This window comes from Pseudomonas sp. Lb2C2, assembly GCF_052112205.1.
Taxonomy (GTDB): Bacteria; Pseudomonadota; Gammaproteobacteria; order Pseudomonadales; family Pseudomonadaceae; genus Aquipseudomonas; species Aquipseudomonas kilonensis.
The window spans coordinates 173,667-197,626 of record NZ_JAUTYW010000002.1; the positions used below are offsets into that span (position 1 = coordinate 173,667).

A 23,960-nucleotide genomic window follows, 5' to 3' on the forward strand; every position below is an offset into this window, starting at 1 on the left:
CCGCGGTCTCTTGAGTGCTGCGGTGCCTGGATCGCGAGCAAGCTTTGCTCCCACCAAGCTCGCTCCCACAGGTTTTTTTACCAGTTGAACAGTTGGCGGGCATTGGTGGTACTGGTCTCGGCCAAGCGTTCAGGGCTGATACCCATGATCCCGGCCAACGCCTCACAAATCGCCGGCAAATGCGCCGGGCTGTTACGTTGGCCGGGGAACATCGCCGGGGCCATGTCCGGGGAATCGGTTTCCAGCACCACCGAGTCCAGCGGCAATTTCGCCAGCACCCGGTGCATGCGCAAGGCCTGGGGCCAAGTCGCGGCACCGCCCAGACCGAGTTTGAAGCCGAGCTTGATGTATTCGCGGGCCTCTTCGAAACTGCCGGCGAAGGCGTGGATGATCCCGGCGCGTTTGAGCTCCATGCGCTTGAGGGTCGCGATCACGTCGGCATGGCTGCGGCGCACGTGGATCAGCGCCGGCAGCTCGAACTCCACTGCCAGTTGCAGTTGTGCTTCAAACAGCGCCTGCTGGCGTTCGCGGTCCAGGGTGGGGATGTAGTAATCCAGGCCGATTTCCCCCACTGCACACAATTGCCGATGCCCGGCCAGGCGGCTCAACCACTCGCGTAGCTGCGCCACGTCGTCGGGCCGATGCTGATCGAGATACACCGGGTGCAGGCCCAGTGCGGCATGCAGGTCCGGGTCGCTTTGCACCAGGTCCCAGACCCGCTGCCAGTTGTCCCGGTACACGCCCAGTATCACCATTTGCCGCACGCCCAAGGCGCGGCTTTCCGCCAGCAGCGCCGGGCGGTCCGCGTCAAAATCTGGAAAATCCAGGTGGGTGTGGGTGTCGATCAACTCCATGGATCAATCCTGAAGAAGCGTCAGCCTTGGTGAATACGCTGCTTGAACGTCCGCGCGATGGCCTGCACGCCTGGCTGGTAGTCATCGTTTTCGATGGCCGCCAGGGCCAGTTCCAGGGCTTTGTCGGCGATCAGTTGGTGCTGCTGGGACATGGCATTGACCGGCAGGGGCAGGAAATCCAGCAACTGCGTGTCACCAAACGTACCCAGGCGCAACGGCCGCGATTTGAGCGGGAAATCGTGCAGGGCGTCGAACACCCCTTGCAGCAGCACGTAGGACGTGGTGATCAGCGCGTCGGGCAGATGCCCCAGGCGCGCGAGCATTTCCTCCATCAACTGGCGGCCGCATTCACGGCTGAACGACTCGCCATGCTCGATCAGCACCTGGCCCTCGAACCCGGCCAAGGCCTCGCGAAAGCCTGCGGCCCGTTCCTGGCTGATGCTCAGCTCGGGACGGGCGCTGATCAGCGCGATTTGTCGAGGGTGGGTCTCCAACAGGCTGCGGGTCAATTGCAGGCTGGCCTGGCGGTCGTCGCTGATCACCGAGCAGAAATGCGCCGGCTCCATCACCCGGTCGATGGCGATGATTGGAATGCCCTTGGCCTGCAATTGCTGGTAACTGTCGTCGCCGGCCGGCAGGCAACTGGCGACGATCAGCGCATCGCAGCGGCGGGCGCGGAACAACTGCAACAGTTGCCGTTCGCTGTCGGGGGCGTCGTCGGAACTGGCGATCAGCAACTGGTAGCCCCGCGCCCGTGCCCCTTGCTCCAGCAACTTGGCGATGCGTGCGTAACTGGGGTTTTCCAAGTCTGGCAGGATGAAGCCCAGGGTGCGGGTGTGGCGACTGCGCAGCCCGGCGGCCTGGGGATTGGGCGTGAAGCCGTGTTCCAGGACCACCGCCCGCACCCGTTCGACGGTAGCGCTGCTGATGCGTTGCTGTTCGGCCTTGCCGTTGATGACGTAACTGGCGGTGGTCACGGACACACCGGCCAGTTGGGCAATATCACTGAGTTTCAACCCGGTTTTCCTTGTTTTTTCGAGTTAGCCCCGACGATAAGGGCCATCCTACCCGATTCAAGCCGACGGTCACCGTCCAAGCGCTTACGACAAGTTGCACTTCAAGGATGAGAGATTATCGAGTAACGTGCCAATCTTTCTAGATTAAACGTTTCAGCAAGCGTATTTTCAAGGCTAGCAGGATTTTTGGCCCTTCTGCCGTGATCACGCCAAAAATCATCCTGCAACGCTAAGCTGATTCATTCAAAACAATACCTGGCGCCAACCGGACGCCAAAAAGGAGAAAGCATGCTCGAGCTCACTCTAGAGCAGATATCCATGGCGCAGACCGCTGTGGATAAAGACGCTGCACTGCAACTGCTCGCCGACAAACTGGTGGCCGATGGCTTGGTGGCCGAGGGTTACCTCGCCGGCTTGCAGGCTCGCGAAGCCCAGGGCTCGACCTTTCTTGGCCAAGGTATTGCCATCCCCCACGGCACCCCGCAGACCCGCGACCTGGTTCATTCGACCGGTGTGCGCCTGCTGCAATTCCCCGAGGGCGTGGACTGGGGCGATGGTCAGATCGTCTACCTGGCGATTGGCATCGCGGCCAAGTCCGACGAACACCTGCGCCTGCTGCAACTGCTGACCCGCGCCCTCGGCGAGACGGACCTGGGCCAGGCCCTGCGCCGTGCCAGTTCCGCCGAAGCCTTGCTGAAGCTGCTGCAAGGCGCGCCGCAGGAACTGGCCCTGGATGCCCAGATGATCGGCCTCGGTGTGTCGGCTGACGATTTTGAAGAATTGGTATGGCGCGGCGCTCGCCTGCTGCGCCAGGCCGATTGCGTGAGCAACGGCTTTGCCGGGGTGTTGCAACAAGTCGATGCGCTGCCCCTGGGCGATGGCTTGTGGTGGCTGCACAGTGAACAGACCGTCAAGCGTCCGGGCCTGGCGTTCGTCACGCCGGACAAGCCCATCCGTTACCTGGGCCAACCGTTGAGCGGGCTGTTCTGCCTCGCCAGCCTCGGCGAAGCTCACCAGGCGTTGCTGGAAAGGCTTTGCGCCTTGCTGATCGAAGGCCGCGGCCACGAACTGGGTCGCGCCACCAGCAGCCGCAAAGTGCTGGAGGTGCTCGGCGGCGAATTGCCCGCCGACTGGCCCAGCGCGCGCATCGGCCTGGCCAATGCCCATGGTCTGCATGCCCGTCCGGCGAAGATCCTTGCCCAGTTGGCGAAAAGCTTCGAAGGCGAGATCCGCGTGCGCATCGTCGATGGCCAGGACAGCGCCGTGTCGGCCAAGAGCCTGAGCAAGCTGTTGAGCCTGGGCGCCCGTCGCGGCCAGGTCCTGGAATTCATCGCTGAGCGGAGCATTGCCGCCGATGCGTTGCCGGCGCTGCTGGCGGCCATCGAAGAAGGCCTTGGCGAAGAAGTCGAACCGCTGCCGCCGCCGAGTGCGCCGCGGGAAACCGTGATAGCCGAAGTGGCGACTGTCGTGTTGGCGCCCGAATCTGGCAGCCTGATCCAGGCCGTCGCCGCCGCACCGGGCATCGCCATCGGCCCGGCCCACATTCAGGTGCTGCAGGCCATCGACTACCCGTTGCGCGGTGAATCGGCGGCCATCGAGCGCGAGCGCCTGCAAAACGCCTTGAACCAGGTGCGCCGCGATATCCAAGGCCTGATTGAACGCGCCAAGGCCAAGGCCATCCGCGAGATATTCATCACCCACCAGGAAATGCTCGACGACCCGGAGCTGAGCGACGAAGTCGACACCCGCTTGAAGCTGGGCGAGAGTGCGCAAGCGGCGTGGATGGGGGTGGTTGAAGCCGCCGCGAAAGAACAGGAAGCCTTGCAGGACGCCTTGCTGGCCGAACGGGCCGCCGATCTGCGAGACGTCGGCCGTCGGGTGCTGGCGCAACTGTGCGGCGTCGAAACCCCGAACGAACCCGATCAACCCTACATCCTGGTGATGGACGAAGTCGGCCCGTCCGACGTGGCCCGCCTGGACCCGGCGCGGGTGGCGGGGATTCTCACCGCCCGTGGCGGCGCCACCGCCCACAGCGCCATTGTCGCCCGGGCCCTGGGCATTCCGGCGCTGGTGGGCGCCGGTGCGGCGGTATTGTTGCTGGCGCCGGGCACGTCCTTGCTGCTGGATGGCCAGCGCGGTCGCCTGCACGTGGACCCTGACGTTGCCACCTTGCAACGGGCTGCTGAAGAGCGCGACACCCGCGAGCAGCGCCTCAAGGTGGCCGCCGAGCAGCGTCACGAACCGGCGGTGACCCGTGACGGTCATGCCGTGGAAGTGTTCGCCAACATTGGCGAAAGCGCCGGCGTCGCCAGCGCGGTGGAGCAGGGCGCCGAAGGCATTGGCCTGTTGCGCACCGAACTGATTTTCATGGCCCACACCCAGGCGCCGGATGAAGCGACTCAGGAAGCCGAATACCGCAAGGTGCTCGACGGCCTGGCCGGTCGACCGCTGGTGGTGCGTACGCTGGATGTTGGCGGTGACAAGCCGCTGCCATACTGGCCGATCGCGAAAGAAGAAAACCCGTTCCTCGGCGTGCGTGGCATCCGCCTGACCTTGCAGCGTCCGCAGGTCATGGAAGCGCAACTGCGGGCCTTGTTGCGTTCGGCCGACAGCCGTCCGCTGCGGATCATGTTCCCGATGGTGGGCAGCGTCGATGAGTGGCGCCAGGCCCGGGACATGACCGAGCGCCTGCGCCGGGAAATTCCCGTGGCAGACCTGCAACTGGGGATCATGATCGAAGTGCCGTCCGCCGCGTTGCTGGCGCCGGTGCTCGCCAAGGAAGTCGATTTCTTCAGCGTCGGCACCAACGACCTGACGCAATACACCCTGGCGATCGACCGTGGTCACCCGACCCTTTCGGCCCAGGCCGATGGCTTGCACCCGGCCGTGCTGCAACTGATCGACATCACCGTGCGCGCCGCCCATGCCCATGGCAAATGGGTCGGTGTGTGTGGCGAACTGGCGGCCGACCCATTGGCGGTACCGGTGCTGGTGGGCCTGGGCGTGGACGAACTGAGTGTCTCGGCCCGCAGCATTGCCGAGGTCAAGGCGCGGGTCCGCGAGTTGAGCCTGGCGCAAGTACAAACCCTGGCCCAAGAGGCCTTGGCCGTGGGCAGCGCCGATGACGTGCGCGCATTAGTGGAGGCGCTGTAATGGCGAAGATTCTTACCCTGACCCTCAACCCGGCGCTCGACCTCACGGTGGAGTTGGCGCGCCTGGAGCCGGGCCAGGTCAACCGCAGCGACGGCATGCACGCCCACGCCGCCGGCAAGGGCGTGAACGTGGCCCAGGTGTTGGCCGATCTCGGCCATACGCTGACGGTCAGTGGTTTTCTGGGCGAAGACAATGCCCAGGTGTTCGAGACGCTGTTTGCCCAGCGTGGTTTTGTCGATGCTTTTATCCGTGTTCCCGGCGAAACCCGTAGCAATATCAAACTGGCTGAACAGGACGGACGCATCACTGACCTCAACGGCCCGGGCCCGGTGGTTGATGAAGCCGCACAGCACGCCTTGCTGGCGCGCCTTGAGCAAATCGCCCCCGGCCACGACGTGGTTGTGGTGGCGGGCAGCTTGCCCCGGGGTGTCAGCCCGCAGTGGTTGCAGGCCTTGATCACGCGCTTGAAAACACTCGGCCTGAACGTGGCCCTCGACACCAGTGGCGAAGCCTTGCGTGTCGCCCTGGCGGCGGGGCCGTGGCTGATCAAGCCGAACACCGAAGAACTGGCCGATGCGCTGGGTTGCGAGGTGGTGAGCGAATTGGCCCAGGCGCAAGCGGCGCAGCGCCTGCATGCCCAGGGCGTCGAGCATGTGGTGATTTCCCACGGTGCCGATGGCGTGAATTGGTTCAGTGTCGGTACGGCGCTGCATGCCTCGCCACCCAAGGTCAGCGTCGCCAGCACCGTGGGCGCCGGGGATTCGCTGCTGGCGGGCATGCTGCACGGCCTGCTCAGCGCCGACACCCCGGAACAGACGTTGCGCACCGCCACGGCCATCGCTGCCATGGCGGTCACGCAGATCGGTTTTGGCATCCACGACACCGCGTTGCTGGCGTCGCTTGAACAGGGCGTGCGCGTGCGCCCCCTGACAGAACAATAAGAGGGTTAGCAAGAATGAAACTAGCCATTGTGACGGCCTGCCCGAACGGCATGGTCACCAGTGTGTTGTGCGCCCGCCTGCTGGACGCTGCGGCGCAGCGCCAGGGTTGGAGCACCAGTGTCGAAGTCCATGACGCGGCCCATCCGGAGCGCCAGTTGTCGGCCGCGACCCTCGAAGCGGCCGAGTGGGTGTTGCTGGTCGCCAGCGGCCCGGTGGACCTGTCGCGGTTTGTTGGCAAGCGGGTGTTCCGCAGCACACCGGCCCTGGCTCTCCAGGACGTTGATGCGGTGCTGCGTCGTGGTGCCGAAGAAGCTGAGGTTCTGGGCGAGGCCGACGTGTTCGCGCAAGAGCCGGCGACGTCGACCGAGCGCGCTCCACGCCTGGTTGCGATCACGGCTTGCCCGACCGGCGTTGCACACACCTTCATGGCTGCCGAAGCCTTGCAGCAGGCGGCGGCGCGCTTGGGTTACGACCTGAAGATCGAAACCCAAGGCTCGGTGGGCGCGCGTAATCCGTTGAGCCCCGAGGCAATCGCCGAGGCCGATGTGGTACTGCTGGCGACTGATATCGAAGTTGCCACCGAACGTTTTGCCGGCAAGAAAATTTATCGTTGTGGCACCGGCATTGCCTTGAAACAGGCCGAAGCTACGCTGAAAAAAGCCTTGGCCGAAGGGCGGCAGGAAAGCGCCGCGAGTGGCGCCGCCTCGGGGCCGGCGAAAACGGAAAAAAGCGGTGCCTATAAGCACCTGCTGACGGGCGTATCGTTCATGTTGCCGATGGTGGTGGCCGGTGGTTTGATGATCGCTTTGTCGTTCGTGTTCGGTATCGAGGCCTTCAAGGAACCTGGAACCCTGGCAGCCGCGCTGATGCAGATCGGCGGCGAAACCGCGTTCAAATTGATGGTGCCGCTGCTGGCCGGCTACATCGCCTATTCCATCGCCGACCGGCCAGGCCTGGCGCCAGGCATGATCGGCGGGTTGCTGGCGAGCACCCTCGGCGCCGGCTTCATTGGCGGGATCATCGCCGGTTTCCTGGCCGGTTACACGGCCAAGGCGATCAACCGCTATGCGCGTCTGCCCCAGAGCCTGGAAGCGCTCAAGCCGATCCTGATCATTCCGCTGCTGGCGAGCCTGTTCACCGGCCTGGTGATGATCTACATCGTCGGTAAACCGGTGGCGGGGATGCTCGACGCCCTGACCCACTTCCTCGACAGCATGGGCACCACCAATGCGATTCTGCTGGGCGTGTTGCTGGGGGCGATGATGTGCGTCGACCTCGGTGGGCCGATCAACAAGGCTGCCTACGCGTTTTCGGTGGGGCTGCTGGCTTCCCAGAGTTATGCACCGATGGCCGCGGCCATGGCCGCCGGCATGGTGCCGCCGATTGGCCTGGGCATCGCCACCTTCATCGCCCGGCGCAAATTCGCCCAGACCGAGCGCGAGGCCGGTAAAGCCGCGCTGGTGCTGGGGCTGTGCTTCATCTCTGAAGGCGCGATCCCGTTCGCGGCCAAGGATCCGCTGCGGGTGATCCCGGCCAGCATTGCCGGCGGCGCGCTGACCGGTGCGCTGTCGATGTACTTCGGCTGCAAGCTCATGGCCCCCCACGGCGGCCTGTTCGTGATGCTGATCCCCAACGCCATCAACCATGCGCTGTTGTACCTGCTGGCGATCGTGGCGGGGAGCCTGCTAACTGGGGTGGCGTATGCGCTGCTCAAGCGGCCTGAGGTGGTAGAGATGGCGTTGGAGCCGGCAAAAGCCTGACCAACCCTGTTCTCCCCTGTGGGAGCGAGCTTGCTCGCGATAGCGGTGTATCAGTCGACAAATAGGTTGCCTGACACCCTGCCATCGCGAGCAAGCTCGCTCCCACAGTGGTTTTGGGGTGGTCATAAAATTCCTGTCACACCCACTTCACAGAGCCATGCTTAAGTTTTCCCATTTCAAGGGAGAACACCATGAGCGAATTCGACCTGGGCCGTCGTCGTGTGATGCAAGCCGTGGGGGCGGGGTTGTTGTTGCCGGGGCTGGCGCCGGCGGTGATGGCTTCGGTCAAGGATCGGCCGGTGCTCACCGACGGTGTGCAGTCGGGCGACTTGCAGGGCGACCGGGCGATGATCTGGAGCCGCAGCGACCGTCCGGCGCGGATGGTGGTGGAGTGGGACACCCGCAGCACGTTCAGCAATCCGCGCCGCTTCGTCTCGCCCATGGCCGACGCCCGCAGTGATTTCACCGCCCGGGTCGAACTCACCGGGCTGCCCCGCGACCAGGCAATTTTCTACCGAGTGCATTTCGAAGACGCCCAGAGCGGTGTCGCCAGCGAACCCTGGCTCGGCCACCTGCGCAGCGTGCCGCAGTTCAAGCGCAACATCCGGTTTGTCTGGAGCGGCGACACCGTCGGCCAGGGCTTCGGCATCAACCCGGACATCGGCGGCATGCGCATCTACGAAGCCATGCGCCTGCGCCTGCCGGATTTTTTTATCCACAGCGGCGACACCATCTACGCCGACGGCCCGGTGCCGGCGCAAATCACCGCCGAGGGTGGACGCGTCTGGCGCAACCTCACCACCGAAGCCAAGAGCAAGGTTGCCGAGACCCTGGATGAGTATCGCGGCAACTATCGCTACAACCTGATGGACGAAAACGTCCGTCGCTTCAACGCCGAAGTGCCGCAGATCTGGCAGTGGGACGACCATGAGGTGGTCAACAACTGGTCGCCGGGCAAGCAACTGGACGAGCGCTACCAGACCAAGGATATCCACAGCCTGGTGGGGCGCGCGCGACAGGCCTGGCTGGAATACGCGCCGATGCGCCTGCAGAAGGCCGACGGCGGTGGACGGATCTACCGCAAGCTCGGTTACGGGCCGCTGCTGGATGTGTTCGTGCTGGACATGCGCAGCTACCGCGAAGCCAACGACGCCAACCTCGGCGCGGCCAAACCGTTCCTGGGGCGTGAGCAGTTGAATTGGCTCAAGCGCGAATTGAAGCAATCCCGTGCCCAGTGGAAAGTCATCGCCGCCGACATGCCCATTGGCCTGGGTGTGCCGGATGGCGAAGTCAGCCCCGGCGTGCCGCGCTGGGAAGCGGTCGCCAACGGTGACCCGGGCGCGGCCCAGGGGCGTGAACTGGAGGTCGCCGAACTGCTCGGCTACCTGCGCAAGCATCAGGTGCGCAACTACGTCTGGCTCACCGCCGACGTCCACTATTGCGCCGCCCATCACTACCACCCCGAACACGCCGCGTTCCAGGATTTCGAACCATTCTGGGAGTTCGTCGCCGGGCCATTGAATGCCGGCAGCTTCGGGCCCAATGTCCTGGACAAGACCTTCGGCCCGGAAGTGGTGTTCCAGAAAGCCCCGCCGGCCCAGAACACCTCGCCGTTCGCCGGGTATCAGTTCTTTGGCGAGGTGAACATCGACGGGCAGAGCGGGGAGATGAGCGTGGTGTTGCGGGATCTGGAAGGCGTGGCGGTGTTCGAGAAGAAGTTGCAGCCGGTTTGACTGTCAGTCGCGCCAGGAACCTCTGTGGGAAAAGCCACTGTGGGAGCAAAGCTTGCTCGCGATAACGGTATATCTGTCTAGAAGTGGCTGACTGACAGTTCGCCATCGCGAGCAAGCTTTGCTCCCACAAGGGGGCGGTGGGTACTTAAGATGGGTTCTGTCAGTAGACATCCCGCCGATACCGCCCCTGCTCGATCAGCCGCTCCACTTCCTCGCGCCCCAGCACGTTGTTGAGCACGTGATCCACCCCGGATGCCATGCCCTGCAAGCTGCCGCAGACATAGATCACCGCGCCGTCGGCCAGCCATTGCTTGAGCAGCGCGGCCGATTCCAGCAGGCGGTCCTGGACGTAGACTTTCTGCTTCTGATCCCGGGAGAAGGCCAGGTCCAGGCGTTCCAGGTCGCCCGAGGTCACCCATTCCTGCAACTCATCGCGGCAGTGGAAATCGTGTTCGCGGTTGCGCTCGCCAAACAGCAGCCAGTTGCGCTGCATGCCCTCGGTGACACGTGCCTTGAGCAGGCTGCGCAGGCCGGCCAGGCCGGTGCCGTTGCCCAGCAGGATCATCGGCACACCCAGGGCCGGCAGGTGGAAGCTGCTGTTGCGGCGCAGCCGCAGGCTGACGGCGCTCCCCAGCGGTGCGTGTTCGGTCAGCCAGCCGGAACCGACGCCCAGGCTGCCATCGGCGTGACGTTCCTGGCGCACAATCAACTCCAGCACACCGTCGGCCGGGATCGAGGCGATGGAGTACTCGCGTATCGCCAGCGGTGCCAGGGCATCCACCAGTGCCTGGGCATGCAGGCCGACCAGGTGGGCGCGGTTTTCCGGCAGTTGACGGGTCGCCAGGGCCTGGTCGAGGCTCTGGGACAGGCCATCGATTTGCACGCGCGCGTGGCCGGAGAGGCCGAGTCCGTCGAGGAAATGTTCGATGGCCCACAGGTCATTGCGCGGCAGGATTTCCACCAGGTCACCGGCCAGCCAACTGCTCGGGCCGGGGGCGGTGAGGCCCAGCAGGTACACGCCCGAGCCGCTGCTGTCGGGGTTGAGCAGGGTGCGCTGGCTGAGGGTCCAGTTTTCGAAGCTTGGCGCCTGCCAAGTGTCCAGCGGGGCTTGGCCGGTCAGCTCCGCCAATTGTTGTTGCCAGTGGCGCAGGGCGTAAGGGTCGCCGCTGTCCACTTCCACCGGCGCGAACAAGGTCTTGCCGCCGTGTTCCGCCAGCCAGGCGTGCAGGCGCCGGGCGAAGCCGCAGAAGTGTTCATATTGCCGGTCGCCCAGGCCCAGCACCGAATACTGCAGGCGCTCCAGGCTCAAGGCCTGGCCCAGCACCTTGCGTTCGAAACCGCGGGCACTGTCCGGTCCTTCGCCGTCGCCAAAGGTGCTGACGACAAACAGCGCATGGGTGGCGTCGTTCAAGTCCTGCTCACGCACACCGGCCAGTGGCTGGACCTTCACGGGCAAGCCGGCGGCCTGGAGTTGGCCGGCGGTCTGCCAGGCCAGTCGCTCGGCGAAACCGCTTTGGCTGGCGAAGCCGATCAGCCAGGCCGGCGCATTGCCCGGGTTGGCGATGAGGGCCTGGCGGGCGTTTCTGACGTGGCGCTTCTTGCGGCGGCGGTCCAGGTACAGCAACCAGCCGGTGATGAAGAACAGCGGCATGGTCAGCGCGGCGACGGTCACCAGGATCCGTCCGACCAGGCCGAAGTAACTGCCGACATGCAGGGCATAGACACTGGTCAGCAACTGCGCCTTGAAACTCTTGTCGCTGTAGCGGCTATGCCGGCTGATGACGCCGGTGGCCGGGTCGAGGATGAGCTGGTTCAGCGCCCGGTCGTGCGGCGAGTTTTTCAGCAGGTAGAACACGGTCGCCGGTTGCCCGGCCACGGGCGGCATGCGCACGTTATAGGCCGACAGCCCCGGGCCGGCGGCGCTGTAGATGCTGCTCCACATGGCCCGGTAATCGGCCACGGGAAGTGGACCGCTCGGCGCCGGGCCACGATTGCGCACCCGTTCCTCTTTCGGTGAATCGGAGAGCAGGCGGGTCACGCCTTTGTTGTACCACTCGTAGGACCAGGTCAGCCCGGTCAGGGCCGCCAGCAGATAAAACACCAGGCACCAGGTGCCCGCCACGGAGTGCAGGTCCCAATTGAAGCTCCGACCTTTTTTCCCCCAGTCGAGGGCCAGCCAGGCGCGCCAGCTTTTCCATTGACGCGGCCAGCGCAGGTACAGCCCGGACAGGCAGAAAAACACCAGGATCAGCGTGCAGGCACCGGTGATTTGCCGACCGACATCATCCAGGGTCAGGACGCGGTGCAACCTGAGCATCAGGCCGAAGAAGTCCTGGCCTGTCACATCGCCCATGAACTGCGCGTTGTAAGGGTTGAAATAGCGCATGGCGCCACGTTTTTCCCCAGCAGGTGCCGCAAAGATCACCCGCGCGGCGTTGCCGCTGTCAGTCTCGACCCAGAGCATGGCGACGGTCTTGCCGGAGGCAGCCTCGATCTGTTCCACCAGTTCGGCAGGCGGCAGGACGCCGGCCGGCTGCTTCTCGACCATCAGCACCTGTGGATTCAAGGCCCGCAGGATTTCATCCTGGAACGACACCACCGCCCCGGTAACGCCCATCAACGCCAGGACCAGCCCGGCACTGATGCCGAAAAACCAGTGCAACTGGAACAGGGTTTTCTTCAACACGTCGCTCGCCTTGTTCATTTACTGTTCATCACGGCGTGCATTATGCCGTGTGTTATCGAGAAGCATTCATAAACACACCCAAAAGACTCGATCTTTTGCATGAGCGGGGCAGTGATGGCGTGAGCGACGAAAATCCTGTGGGAGCGAGCCTGCTCGCGAAGAGGCCGGCACATCCAACATCTTCATTGACTGGAACACCGCATTCGCGAGCAAGCTTTGCTCCCACAGGTCCTGCTCAAACAGATCTGATGGGTGTACGACCGGGAGAGCCAGGCATGCCGAGCCTAGGCGAGGCACCGAGTGGTGGGGCACAAGCGCTTTGGTTACTTTCGACTGGGCCGGCTTCCGGGCTTTTCGAAAGTGACCCGCCGTCAGGGCGGAACCATAAGCAGCCGTTACCTAAATAACGGATCTGCACACCAACCCATCAAAAAAAACGGCGCTTTCCATTTCTGGAAAAGGCGCCGTTTTTTATTACGCAACAGGGCAAGAACTACGAGCTCAAGCGCCCAAACACATCACACGTAAAACGATTTCAGTGGCGGAAAGCCATTGAATTCCACCGCGCTATAGCTAGTGGTATAGGCCCCGGTCGACAGCCAATACAGGCGATCACCAATAGCCAGGTTCAACGGCAACCCGTACTTGTAGTTCTCATACATGATGTCGGCGCTGTCACAGGTAGGCCCGGCAATGACCACTTCTTCCATCTCGCCTTTCTTCTCGGTCCATATCGGGAACTTGATGGCTTCGTCCATGGTTTCGATCAGGCCGGAGAACTTGCCCACATCCGTGTACACCCAACGCTCGACGGCGGTACGGGACTTGCGCGCCACCAGCACCACTTCGCTGACCAGGATACCGGCGTTGGCGATCAACGAACGGCCCGGCTCCAGGATGATTTCCGGCAGGTCGTCGCCGAAGTCTTCCTTGAGGAAACGGATGATTTCCTCGGCGTAGGTTTCCAGGCTGTTGGTACGGGTGATGTAGTTGGCCGGGAAGCCGCCACCCATGTTGATCAGCTTAAGGACAATGCCGTCTTCTTCCTTCAGACGCTCGAAGATCACCTTGACCTTGGCAATGGCCGCGTCCCAGACGCTGATGTCGCGTTGTTGCGAGCCGACGTGGAACGAAATGCCGTACGGCACCAGGCCCAGGTCGCGGGCCAGGATCAGCAGGTCCATGGCCATGTCGGTCTGGCAGCCGAACTTGCGCGACAACGGCCAGTCAGCGGTGGTCGAGCCTTCGGTGAGGATCCGTACATAGACTTTCGAGCCCGGCGCGGCCTTGGCGATGTTGCGCAGGTCGGCTTCGGAGTCGGTGGCATACAGGCGCACGCCCTTCTCGTAGAAGTAGCGAATGTCGCGGGATTTCTTGATGGTGTTGCCGTAGCTGATCTGATCCGGGCCGACGCCACGGCTCATGACCTTATCCAGCTCATAGATCGAGGCGATGTCGAAGTTCGAGCCTTTATCCTTGAGCAGGTCGATGATTTCCACCGCCGGGTTGGCCTTGACGGCGTAGTAGACCTTGGCGAATTCGAAACCGGCGCGCAGGTCGTCATAGGCCTTGGAGATCATCGCGGTGTCGATCACCACGAAGGGGGTTTCCTGCTTGTCGGCGAACGCTTTCATTTTCTGGAAGGTTTCGCGCGCGAAATAATCTTCGACCTGGATCGACATACTTGGGACTCCTACTGGCAAACATCAGGATCAATGGGTGTGAGGGCAAGCAGCCCTCGTGAACGTCCTCCGTATCCCCACTTTGGTTCGCCTACTTCCCAAGGCATGTCGCCGAAAGCAAAAAGGCCACGGGATGCGTGATTCCCTTGGCCTTGCTGTCTCGTCGTCAGTACTTGAGCCGGATGGATCGTTTCCAGCATGGACGTTCGGCGCGAACTTTAGGGCGTGAGGGGCCTGAGATCAACTAAAAATGTCGCGTTTTTGCACACATCCGTCGTTCGGCCCGCGACAGCTCATGATGTAACCGACCAGCGTGACAGATTGATGTTCCCCTGGATTGGTATTCGACCTTGCTCAATATGGCTTTTGCCTTTGTGGCGAGGGAGCTTGCTCCCGCTTGAGTGCGAAGCGCTCATCGCTTTTTTGGGGCCGCTGCGCGACCCAGCGGGAGCAAGCTCCCTCGCCACAAAAGCAGTCGTGCTTGGTCAGACTGAGGCAATCTCGGCCGGCGAGACAATGCTGGTCTTGCCCCCGCGCGAACGTCCGGAGCTCAGGTATTCGGCAATCGATTCCTGGGTCACTTCGCCGAGGAATACCCGCTCGGCATCCAACACCGGCAGCCACGAGCGGTTGAACTCGTACATGCGCGACAGCAGGATCCGCAGGTGTTCGTCATAGGCTGCGGTGGCGTTGAACTCGCGCAGGTATTGTCCGCAGGTGCCGGTCTGGCGGTGCAGGTCGCGACGGCGCACATACCCCAGGGCCTTGTTCTCGGCACAGGTGACCACCAGGTAGCGACGGTCATGTTCGTCCATCAACTCCAGTGCCTCACCCACTGGCGTCTCGGGGCTGACCGACGGAGCGTTGTCCGCCGCGTCTTCGGCCTTGACCAGCAGCAGGCGCTTGAGCGTGCTGTCCTGGCCGACGAAGCTGCTGACGAACTCGTCGGCCGGATGCGCCAGCAGCGTGTCCGGGTGATCGAACTGGACCAGCTTGCCGCCGCGGAAGATCGCGATCTTGTCTCCCAGCTTGATCGCTTCGTCGATGTCATGGCTGACCATGATCACGGTCTTGTTCAGTGCCCGTTGCATCTCGAAGAACTCGTTCTGGATCATCTCGCGGTTGATCGGGTCCACCGCGCCGAAGGGCTCGTCCATCAGCAGCAGCGGCGCATCGGCCGCCAGGGCCCGGATCACGCCGATCCGCTGCTGCTGACCACCGGACAGTTCACGGGGGTAGCGATGCAGGTACTGCTTGGGTTCGAGCTTGATCATGCTCATGAGCTCGCGGGCGCGGTCGTGGCATTTCTGCTTGTCCCAGCCGAGCAGGCGCGGGACCACGGTGATGTTTTCCTCGATGGTCATGTTCGGGAACAGGCCGATCTGCTGGATCACATAACCGATGTTGCGGCGCAGGGTCACTTCGTCCAGGCCGGTGGTGTCTTCACCGTTGATCAACACCTTGCCCGAAGTGGGCGGGATCAGGCGATTGATCATCTTCAGCGTGGTGCTTTTGCCGCAGCCCGACGGCCCGAGGAACACGCAGATCTCGCCTTCGTTGACGGTCAGGTTCACCGAGTCCACGGCCTTGACGTCCTTGCCGTTGCTCTTGAAGGTTTTGCTGAGGTTTTGAAGTTCGATCATTTCAGTAGTCCTTTTGGGGTCAGCGAGCGTTGCAGCCATTGCAGAAGCAGGTCGGCGAAGATGGCCAGGAGACTGACCAGCACGGCGCCGACGATCAGCATCGACATGTCGCTGCGGCTGATGGAAGCGAGGATGAGCACGCCCAGGCCACCGGCGCCGATGGTGGCGGCGATGGTCATGACGCCGATGTTCATGACCACGGCGGTGCGTACGCCGGCCAGGATCACCGGCACGGCGATGGGCAGTTCGACCATGCGCAGGCGCTGGCCGAAGGTCATGCCGATGCCGCGGGCGGCTTCACGGATGCCCGGTTCGACGCCGGTCAGGGCCAGGTAGGTGTTGCGCATGATCGGCAACAGCGAATAGAGAAACACCGCGGTGATCGCCGGCATCGGGCCCAGGCCTTGGCCGAACTTGGAATAGAACGGCAACAGCAGGCCGAACAGCGCAATCGACGGAATCGTCAGCAGCACCGTGGCGCTGGCCTGCAATGGGCCGGCGAGCGCCGGGAAGCGGGTCATGAAGATGCCCAGCGGCACACCGACAACAATTGCCAGGGTCACGGCGATGCCCACCAGGGTGATGTGCTGCCAGGTCAGGTGCAGTACCAGCGGCCAGTCCAGATGGGAAAAGGCGTCAAGAAAATCCATGGCTTTTCCTCCAGGTCATTGGGTTGAGAGCAGCGAATGCTGGCGCAGGAAATCGGCGGCAACGGTGGAAGGGCTTTCGTGGTTGACGTCCACGCGGGCGTTGAGCTGGCGCATGGTTGCGTCGTCGAACAGCTCGGCCAGGGGCTTGAGCTGTGCGGCCAGTTGCGGGTGCGCGTCGAGGTACGCCTGGCGCACCACCGGCGCGGCGGTGTAGTCGGGGAAGTAATGCTTGTCGTCTTCCAGCAACTTCAGCTTGAACGCGTTCAACCGGCCGTCGGTGGTGTACACCAGGCCGGCGAATACCTGGCCGTTGCGCAGGGCGGTGTAGACCAGGCCTGCGTCCATCTGCCGGATGTTCTTGCGGGTCAGGTTCATGCCGTACTGTTCGACCATGCCCGCCAGGCCGTCGGAGCGGTTGGCGAACTCGGTGTCCAGGGCCACCAGATGATTGTCATCGGCTTCGGCCTGCAGCACCGTGTTCAACTGGCTGATGCTGTTGATCTGCGGGTATTGGCGGGCGATTTTTTCCGGCAGTGCCAGGGCGTAGGTGTTGCTGAATTTCGACGGTGTCAGCCAGACCAGGCCTTTTTTCGCGTCGAGTTCTTTCACACGGGCGTAGGACTGGGCGCTGTCGAGTTTCTCCGTGACATGGTTGTAGGCCACCAGTGACACACCGGTGTATTCCCAGAGCATGTCCAGTTGCCCGGTTTCATGGGCGCTGCGGGCCAGGTTGCTGCCCAGGCCGCCGGTAATCTGCGCGTCGTAGCCCTTGCTGCGCAGGTATTGCGCGGTGATTTCCGCCAGCAGCGTCTGTTCGGTGAACACTCGGGCGCCAAGGCGGATCAGCGGTTTTTCAGCAGCTTGGGCGAATCCTGCGAACAGCAGAACGCAGCCCAGTATCAAGCTCAACTTCTTCATAAACGATTTCCTTTATCCAGCCGGGCTTATGACGGTCGCAGACCGCGTTCCAGCCAGAGGCGGCTGGCCAGTGTCACCAGGCCGTCGAGCAGCAACGCCAGCAGGGCGGTGCAGGCCGCGCCGAGCAACAGCTGCGGCTGGTTGTTCAAGGCGATGCCGGGGAAGATCAGGCTGCCGAGGCTGTTGGCGCCGATCAGGAACGCCAGCGGCGCGGTGCCGACGTTGATCGCCAGGGCCACGCGCACGCCACCGACGATGATCGGCACGGCGTTGGGCAACTCGACTTTCCACAGCACCTGGCGCGGGGTCATGCCGATGCCGACGGCGGCTTCCTTGAGGGAGCCCTGGACGTTTTTCAGGCCTTCATAAGTGTTGCGCACGATGGGCAACAGCGAGGCGAGGAACAGGGCGAAGATGGCAGGACCGCTGCCGATGCCCAGGATGCCCAGGGCGATGGCCAGCACGGCCAAGGGCGGCACAGTGTTACCGATGTTGAACACTTGCATGAAGCGTTCGGCGCGCCCGACCATGCCGGGGCGACTGAGGGCGATGCCGGCGGGAATGCCCACGAGCAGGGCCGCCAGCATGGAAGCCAGTACCAGCAGCAGGTGCGCTTGCAGGTAGAACAGCAGATCGTCGTGGTAGCGTTGGATCGTATCGATGCCGATCCAGTGGACCAACAGGGCCAGGAGAGCGACGACGACCGCACCCCCGATAAGCCCTTTGCCATAGCGGATAGCCACAGGCGGACTCCTTTGTCTTTCAGTCGGCGCACGCTTTCCCGGGCGGCAAACCATCACTGGTTGCCGGGAGAACGTTCGCGAGAAGCAGCTCTTTTTCATGCCGGTAAAACGGCAGGTAAATCGAGCCATGAGCGCAGCCTCGTCAGGCTAACTTGCTGATTTTTCAGTCCCTGACGGTTGCTCGTATCAGGGGGGTGGACGCCTCCACGCAGCAAAAGGTTCCCATGCCAGGGAAGATCTGGCCACCCTGGATGTGCTCAACGGTTCGGTTCCTGGCACAAGTTGAGCTATAATCGCCGCCCTTTTTTGAATCACCTGCCAGGCGATTTCCCATGACCAAACAGGCCGCCGAAGTCGCGAAACGCCGCACTTTCGCCATTATTTCCCACCCCGATGCCGGTAAGACCACCATCACCGAGAAGCTCTTGCTGATGGGCAAGGCGATTGCGGTCGCCGGCACGGTGAAATCTCGCAAATCCGACCGCCATGCCACCTCCGACTGGATGGAAATGGAAAAACAACGGGGTATTTCCATTACCACGTCGGTCATGCAGTTCCCGTACCGCGATCACATGATCAACCTGCTCGACACCCCGGGCCACGAAGACTTCTCCGAAGACACCTACCGCACCCTGACGGCAGTGGACTCGGCACTGATGGTCCTCGACGGCGGTAAAGGCGTCGAGCCACGGACCATCGCGCTGATGGACGTCTGCCGCTTGCGGGACACGCCGATTGTCAGCTTCATCAACAAACTCGACCGTGACATCCGCGACCCGATCGAACTGCTCGACGAAATCGAAGCGGTCCTGAAGATCAAGGCGGCGCCGATCACCTGGCCGATCGGTTGCTACCGCGATTTCAAGGGCGTGTACCACCTGGCCGACGACTACATCATCGTCTACACCGCCGGTCACGGGCATGAGCGCACCGACGTCAAGATCATCGAGAAGCTCGACTCCGACGAGGCCCGCGCACACCTGGGCGACGAGTACGATCGTTTTGTCGAGCAACTGGAACTGGTGCAGGGCGCTTGCCATGAGTTCAACCAGCAGGAGTTCCTCGACGGACAACTGACCCCGGTGTTCTTCGGTACCGCCCTGGGCAACTTCGGCGTGGACCATGTGCTCGACGCCGTGGTCGATTGGGCCCCGCGCCCGCTGGCCCGTGTCGCCAACGAGCGCACCGTGGAGCCGGTGGAAGAGAAGTTCTCGGGCTTCGTGTTCAAGATCCAGGCGAACATGGACCCCAAGCACCGCGACCGCATCGCGTTCATGCGTATCTGTTCCGGCAAATACGAAAAGGGCATGAAGATGCGCCACGTGCGCACCGGCAAGGACGTGCGCATCGGCGACGCCTTGACGTTCTTCTCCTCGGAACGCGAGCAACTGGAAGAGGCCTTCGCCGGTGACATCATCGGCCTGCACAACCACGGCACCATCCAGATCGGCGACACCTTCACCGAAGGCGAAACCCTGGGCTTCACCGGCATCCCGCACTTCGCGCCGGAACTGTTCCGACGCGTACGCCTGAAGGACCCGCTCAAGTCCAAGCAACTGCGCCAGGGCCTCCAGCAACTGGCCGAAGAAGGCGCCACCCAGGTGTTCTTCCCGACCCGCAGCAACGACATCATCCTCGGTGCCGTCGGTGTGCTGCAGTTCGACGTCGTCGCCAGCCGCTTGAAAGAGGAATACAAGGTCGAGTGCTCCTACGAGCCGATCACCGTGTATTCCGCTCGTTGGATCGAATGCGACGACAAGAAGAAACTCGAGGAATTCTCCAACAAGGCCGTGGAAAACCTCGCGCTGGACGGCGGCGGTCACCTGACCTACCTGGCCCCGACCCGAGTCAACCTGGCGCTGATGGAAGAGCGCTGGCCGGACGTGAAATTCCGCGCGACGCGTGAGCATCACTAAGCGCTGAGCGTTGAAACCGAAACCCCGTTGCGAAAGCTGCGGGGTTTTTTTATGGCTTGTCCCGTGTCCTGAACATAAATAATTCACTGTGGGAGCGAGCTTGCTCGCGATAGCGGTGGGTCAGCTGGCCTGGATGTTGGGTATGCCGGCCTCTTCGCGGGCAAGCCTTGCTCCCACACTGGATCTTCAGTGGACAAGAAACTTGTGTTCTGCACAGATCCCTCTGTGGGAGCGAGCCTGCTCGCGATAGCGGTGGGTCAGCTGGCCTGGATGTTGGGTATGCCGGCCTCTTCGCGGGCAAGCCTTGCTCCCACACTGGATCTTCAGTGGACAAGAAACTTGTGTTCTGCACAGATCCCCTGTGGGAGCGAGCTTGCTCGCGATAGCGGTGGGTCAGCTGGCCTGGATGTTGGGTATGCCGGCCTCTTCGCGGGCAAGCCTTGCTCCCACACTGGATCTTCAGTGGACAAGAAATTTATGTTCGGCACAGATCCCTCTGTGGGAGCGAGCTTGCTCGCGATAGCGGTGGGTCAGCTGGCCTGGATGTTGGCTGTGCCGGCCTCTTCGCGGGCAAGCCCGCTCCCACACTGGATCTTCAGTGGGCAAGAAATTTGTGTTCGGCACAGATCCCTCTGTGGGAGCGAGCCTGCTCGCGATAGCGGTGGGTCAGCTGGCCTGGATGTTGGCTGTGCCGACCTCTTCGCGGGCAAGCCTTGCTCCCACACTGGATCTTCAGTGGACAAGAAATTTATGTTCGGCACAGATCCCTCTGTGGGAGCAAAGCTTGCTCGCGATGGTGGGGTGTTGAATGTACCGGCGCCATCGCGGGCAAGCCTGGCTCCACACGAGTTCCTGGCGTTAGTAGGTTTGGAGATAACGCTTATTCGAAACCAATCTGTCGGGTTGTGGCATTTCTGTCTGTTCTGGAGCGTCCTATCTGGTGAACCGGCCTGTTCAGAACTAGATTTTCTTGAGCGCCGTCAGGCCCCGGCTTTATCCGGAAAAGAAGGAAGTGGCTATGAACAAGCTTCTACGCATGATGTTTTTGCTGAAGGTGTTGGTGATGCTGTCCCTGGGCTCCACGGCTGCGTGGGCCGAATGCGATGAGCATGAGAAGCACGCGTCGAGTGGCTCGGTGGTTCAAGGTGAGTTGATGCTGGCCGCGACCGATGCGGATGCAGGTGATCCGGACGATGGCGAGGATGATGATGGTTCGCCGATTGATACGCCGGATGATGAGGATGCGGAGGGTGAAGGCGATACCCAGACGTAGATTTCTGACCTGAAGAAAACCCCTCCAGCCCCGACTGAACATCAGTTGGGGCTGGAGGGGTTTTTCATGCCTGATGCATTACCCAGGGCAAGGGCTGAACCTACGGGTGATCAGCCCACGATCATGCCGCGCCTTCGAGGAACTGCTCGGCGTAATGACACGCCACCTGCCGGTTATCCAGCAAACGCAAGGCCGGCTCTTCAGTCTTGCAGCGCTCGGTGGCGTACGGGCAGCGCTTGTGGAAGGCGCAGCCGGACGGTGGGTTGAGCGGGTTGGGCAGTTCGCCGACGATCTTGATCTTCGGCTTGTTCGGGTCCGGGTGAATGGTCGGGGTGGCCGACAGCAGCGCCTGGGTGTAGGGGTGCAACGGGCGGCTGTAGATGGACTCGTTGGGGCCCATTTCCACCGGGCGGCCGAGGTACATCACCATCACGTCATCGGCCACATGCTGCACCACCGCCAGGTTGTGAGAGATGAACACGTAGGCGGTGTTGAATTCCTGCTGCAGGTCCATGAACAGGTTCAGCACCTGGGCCTGGATCGACACGTCCAGCGCCGACGTCGGTTCGTCCGCCACCAGCACCTTGGGTTGCAGCATCATGGCGCGGGCCAGGGCGATGCGTTGGCGCTGGCCGCCGGAGAACATGTGCGGGTAGCGCTGGTAATGCTCGGGGCGCAAGCCCACCTGCTTCATCATCGCCTGGACTTTTTCCCGCCGCTCGGTGGCCGACAGGTTGGTGTTGATCAGCAATGGCTCGGCCAGTTGATCACCGATTTTCTGCCGCGGGTTGAGGGACGCATAGGGGCTCTGGAAGACCATCTGCACGTCTTTGCGCAATTGCTTGCGTTCGGCCTTGTTGGCGCCGGTCACTTCCTGGCCGGCGATTTTCAAGGAGCCGGAGGACGGCTCTTCAATCAGCGTCAGGGCCCGGGCGAGGGTGGATTTGCCGCAACCGGATTCGCCGACCACAGCCAGGGTCTTGCCGGCTTCCAGTTCGAACGACACACCATTGAGGGCGCGCACGGTCGCATGGCCCTTGAACATGCCGCGGGACACTTCGTAATGACGGGTCAGGTCACGGGCGGTAAGTACGACGGCCATCACGCCACCTCCTGGTTCAACGGGTAGAAGCAGCGGGCGAGGCTGTTGGATTTCGGATCGAGGGCCGGGCGTTGTTGACGGCAGTTGTCCTGCACGTACGGGCAGCGCGGCGACAGCAGGCAACCTTGTGGACGGTCGTAGCGACCGGGCACGATGCCGGGCAAGGTCGCCAGGCGCTCGGCGCCCATGCTGTGCTCCGGAATCGCCGCCAGCAGCGCTTCGCTGTAGGGGTGGGCCGGAATGTCGAACAACTGCGGCACCTGGCCCACTTCCACGGCCTGGCCGGCGTACATCACGCACACGCGCTGGGCGGTTTCAGCCACCACGGCGAGGTCGTGGGTGATCAGCACCAGGCCCATGTTCTGCTCTTTTTGCAGGGCCAGCAGCAGGTCCATGATCTGCGCCTGGATGGTCACGTCCAGAGCGGTGGTCGGTTCGTCGGCGATCAGTAGTTTCGGCTCGCCGGCAATCGCCATGGCAATCGCCACACGCTGGCTCATGCCGCCGGACAGTTGATGCGGGTAGGCGTCCATGCGGCTGGAAGCGCCGGGGATCTCGACTTTTTCCAGCAGTTCGATGGCGCGTTTGCGCGCGGCCTTGCCGGACATCTTCAGGTGCAGGCGCAGCACTTCTTCGATCTGGAAACCCACGGTGTAGCTGGGGTTGAGCGCGGTCATCGGGTCCTGGAAGACCATCGCCAGGTCCTTGCCGACGATCTGCCGGCGCTGGCGGTTGCTCAGCTTGAGCATGTTCTTGCCGTCGAAGTTCAGCGCGTCGGCGGTGACGATGCCGGGGTGCTCGATCAGCCCCATCAGCGCCATCATGGTCACGGATTTACCCGAGCCCGATTCGCCGACGATGGCCAGGACTTCGCCTTTGTCCACGCTCAGGTCGAGGCCGTCGACCACCGGCACAGCGGTGGCGTCGCCGAAGCGGACGTTGAGATTCTTGATTTCTAGCAGTGACATGGGAATCTCCTCAGGCGGCATTCTTGAGTTTCGGGTCCAGCGCATCGCGCAGCCCGTCGCCCATCAGGTTGATTGCCAGCACGCTGAGCAAAATGGTCAAGCCAGGCAGACTCACGACCCACCAGGCGCGTTCGATGTAGTCGCGGGCCGAGGCCAGCATGGTGCCCCACTCCGGGGTGGGCGGCTGCACGCCGAGGCCAAGGAAGCCCAGGGCGGCGGCGTCGAGGATGGCCGAGGAAAAGCTCAGCGTCGCTTGGACGATCAGCGGTGCCATGCAGTTGGGCAGCACGGTGATGAACATCAGGCGCGGCAGGCCGGCACCGGCGAGGCGGGCGGCGGTCACGTAATCGCGGTTCAGTTCGCCCATCACGGCGGCACGGGTCAGGCGCACGTAGGACGGCAGCGAGACGATGGCAATGGCGATCACGGTGTTGATCAGGCCTGGGCCGAGGATGGCGACGATCGCCACGGCCAGCAGCAGCGAAGGCAGGGCGAGCATGATGTCCATCAGGCGCATGATGGTCGGGCCGAGCAGGCGCGGGAAGAACCCGGCGAACAGTCCCAGCAGGATGCCCGGGATCAACGACATCACCACCGACGACAAGCCGATCAGCAGCGACAGGCGCGAACCCTGGATCAGGCGCGACAGCAAGTCACGGCCCAGTTCGTCGGTGCCCAGCAGGAACTGGATCTGCCCACCTTCAAGCCACGCCGGCGGCGTCAGCAGGAATTCGCGGTACTGCTCGCTCGGGTCGTGAGGCGCGACCCAGGGCGCGAAGATCGCGCAGAACACGATCAGGGTCATGAACAGCAGCCCGGCCACGGCGCCCTTGTTGCGGGAAAACGCTTGCCAGAATTCTTTGTACGGGGATGGGTACAGCAGGCTTTGATCGACTGCTACCGCGGTAGTTGGAGTACTCAT

General features: G+C 62.8%; 17 protein-coding genes. 6 read left to right on the plus strand and 11 right to left on the minus strand.

Translation table 11 applies throughout. From position 1 onward, the window contains the following. Window positions 1-77: 77 nt before the first annotated feature. Together Q7F16_RS05025 and cra are read right to left on the minus strand one after the other, a co-directional pair. Window positions 78-854 carry a TatD family hydrolase gene (locus Q7F16_RS05025; protein ID WP_409555972.1) on the minus strand — a complete coding sequence of 259 codons (777 nt, stop codon included), beginning with the start codon at window positions 852-854 and terminating at the stop codon, window positions 78-80. A 20-nt stretch (window positions 855-874) separates the two neighbouring features. After that, window positions 875-1,870, minus strand: coding sequence for a catabolite repressor/activator (gene cra, locus Q7F16_RS05030; protein ID WP_046063157.1), 996 nt, complete (start codon window positions 1,868-1,870; stop codon window positions 875-877). A gap of 288 nt (window positions 1,871-2,158) precedes the next feature. On the opposite strand from cra, the gene ptsP reads away from it, so the two are divergent. From ptsP to Q7F16_RS05050, 4 genes are all read left to right on the plus strand, one after another. After that, window positions 2,159-5,023, plus strand: coding sequence for a phosphoenolpyruvate--protein phosphotransferase (gene ptsP / locus Q7F16_RS05035; protein WP_409555971.1), 2,865 nt, complete (start codon window positions 2,159-2,161; stop codon window positions 5,021-5,023). Then, complete coding sequence (gene pfkB, locus Q7F16_RS05040) at window positions 5,023-5,964, plus strand: 1-phosphofructokinase (RefSeq protein ID WP_018612826.1); 942 nt, start codon at window positions 5,023-5,025, stop codon at window positions 5,962-5,964. The genes ptsP and pfkB overlap by 1 nt, the downstream gene beginning before the upstream one ends. A gap of 14 nt (window positions 5,965-5,978) precedes the next feature. Then, window positions 5,979-7,724, plus strand: coding sequence for a PTS fructose-like transporter subunit IIB (locus tag Q7F16_RS05045; RefSeq protein WP_409555970.1), 1,746 nt, complete (start codon window positions 5,979-5,981; stop codon window positions 7,722-7,724). Window positions 7,725-7,915: 191 nt separating this feature from the next. Then, window positions 7,916-9,457 carry an alkaline phosphatase D family protein gene (locus Q7F16_RS05050; RefSeq protein ID WP_409555969.1) on the plus strand — a complete coding sequence of 514 codons (1,542 nt, stop codon included), beginning with the start codon at window positions 7,916-7,918 and terminating at the stop codon, window positions 9,455-9,457. A 160-nt stretch (window positions 9,458-9,617) separates the two neighbouring features. Here Q7F16_RS05050 and Q7F16_RS05055 read toward each other — a convergent pair whose 3' ends face one another. From Q7F16_RS05055 to Q7F16_RS05080, 6 genes are all read right to left on the minus strand, one after another. Continuing rightward, window positions 9,618-12,143, minus strand: a complete 2,526-nt coding sequence (locus Q7F16_RS05055; RefSeq protein ID WP_409556037.1) for a PepSY domain-containing protein — start codon at window positions 12,141-12,143, stop codon at window positions 9,618-9,620. 518 nt (window positions 12,144-12,661) lie between these two features. Further along, a complete protein-coding gene (locus Q7F16_RS05060; protein ID WP_018611340.1) occupies window positions 12,662-13,825 on the minus strand; it encodes a type III PLP-dependent enzyme in 1,164 nt (387 codons plus the stop codon). A gap of 485 nt (window positions 13,826-14,310) precedes the next feature. Then, entirely contained in the window at window positions 14,311-15,468 is a 1,158-nt protein-coding gene (locus Q7F16_RS05065) for an osmoprotectant ABC transporter ATP-binding protein OsmV (RefSeq protein WP_409555968.1), read from the minus strand. Beyond that, window positions 15,465-16,118 carry an ABC transporter permease gene (locus tag Q7F16_RS05070; protein WP_003197757.1) on the minus strand — a complete coding sequence of 218 codons (654 nt, stop codon included), beginning with the start codon at window positions 16,116-16,118 and terminating at the stop codon, window positions 15,465-15,467. The genes Q7F16_RS05065 and Q7F16_RS05070 overlap by 4 nt, the downstream gene beginning before the upstream one ends. Window positions 16,119-16,133: 15 nt before the next feature. Beyond that, window positions 16,134-17,036 (minus strand): glycine betaine ABC transporter substrate-binding protein, encoded by a 903-nt coding sequence (locus tag Q7F16_RS05075; protein ID WP_018611334.1) that lies wholly within the window; start codon window positions 17,034-17,036, stop codon window positions 16,134-16,136. A gap of 26 nt (window positions 17,037-17,062) precedes the next feature. Further along, entirely contained in the window at window positions 17,063-17,779 is a 717-nt protein-coding gene (locus tag Q7F16_RS05080; RefSeq protein ID WP_014336595.1) for an ABC transporter permease, read from the minus strand. A 332-nt stretch (window positions 17,780-18,111) separates the two neighbouring features. On the opposite strand from Q7F16_RS05080, the gene Q7F16_RS05085 reads away from it, so the two are divergent. Together Q7F16_RS05085 and Q7F16_RS05090 are read left to right on the plus strand one after the other, a co-directional pair. Then, window positions 18,112-19,695, plus strand: coding sequence for a peptide chain release factor 3 (locus Q7F16_RS05085; protein ID WP_014336596.1), 1,584 nt, complete (start codon window positions 18,112-18,114; stop codon window positions 19,693-19,695). A 1,018-nt stretch (window positions 19,696-20,713) separates the two neighbouring features. After that, the gene (locus Q7F16_RS05090; protein WP_409555967.1) at window positions 20,714-20,968 is read left to right on the plus strand and encodes a hypothetical protein; all 255 of its coding nucleotides are present in this window, start codon (window positions 20,714-20,716) and stop codon (window positions 20,966-20,968) included. Between the two features lie 121 nt (window positions 20,969-21,089). Here Q7F16_RS05090 and Q7F16_RS05095 read toward each other — a convergent pair whose 3' ends face one another. The 3 genes from Q7F16_RS05095 to Q7F16_RS05105 are packed head-to-tail and all read right to left on the minus strand — an operon-like array spanning window position 21,090 to window position 23,960. Next, complete coding sequence (locus Q7F16_RS05095) at window positions 21,090-22,070, minus strand: peptide ABC transporter ATP-binding protein (protein ID WP_186650585.1); 981 nt, start codon at window positions 22,068-22,070, stop codon at window positions 21,090-21,092. Then, entirely contained in the window at window positions 22,070-23,038 is a 969-nt protein-coding gene (locus tag Q7F16_RS05100) for an ABC transporter ATP-binding protein (protein WP_046063165.1), read from the minus strand. The genes Q7F16_RS05095 and Q7F16_RS05100 overlap by 1 nt, the downstream gene beginning before the upstream one ends. Window positions 23,039-23,048: 10 nt before the next feature. After that, window positions 23,049-23,960 carry an ABC transporter permease subunit gene (locus Q7F16_RS05105; RefSeq protein ID WP_014336600.1) on the minus strand — a complete coding sequence of 304 codons (912 nt, stop codon included), beginning with the start codon at window positions 23,958-23,960 and terminating at the stop codon, window positions 23,049-23,051.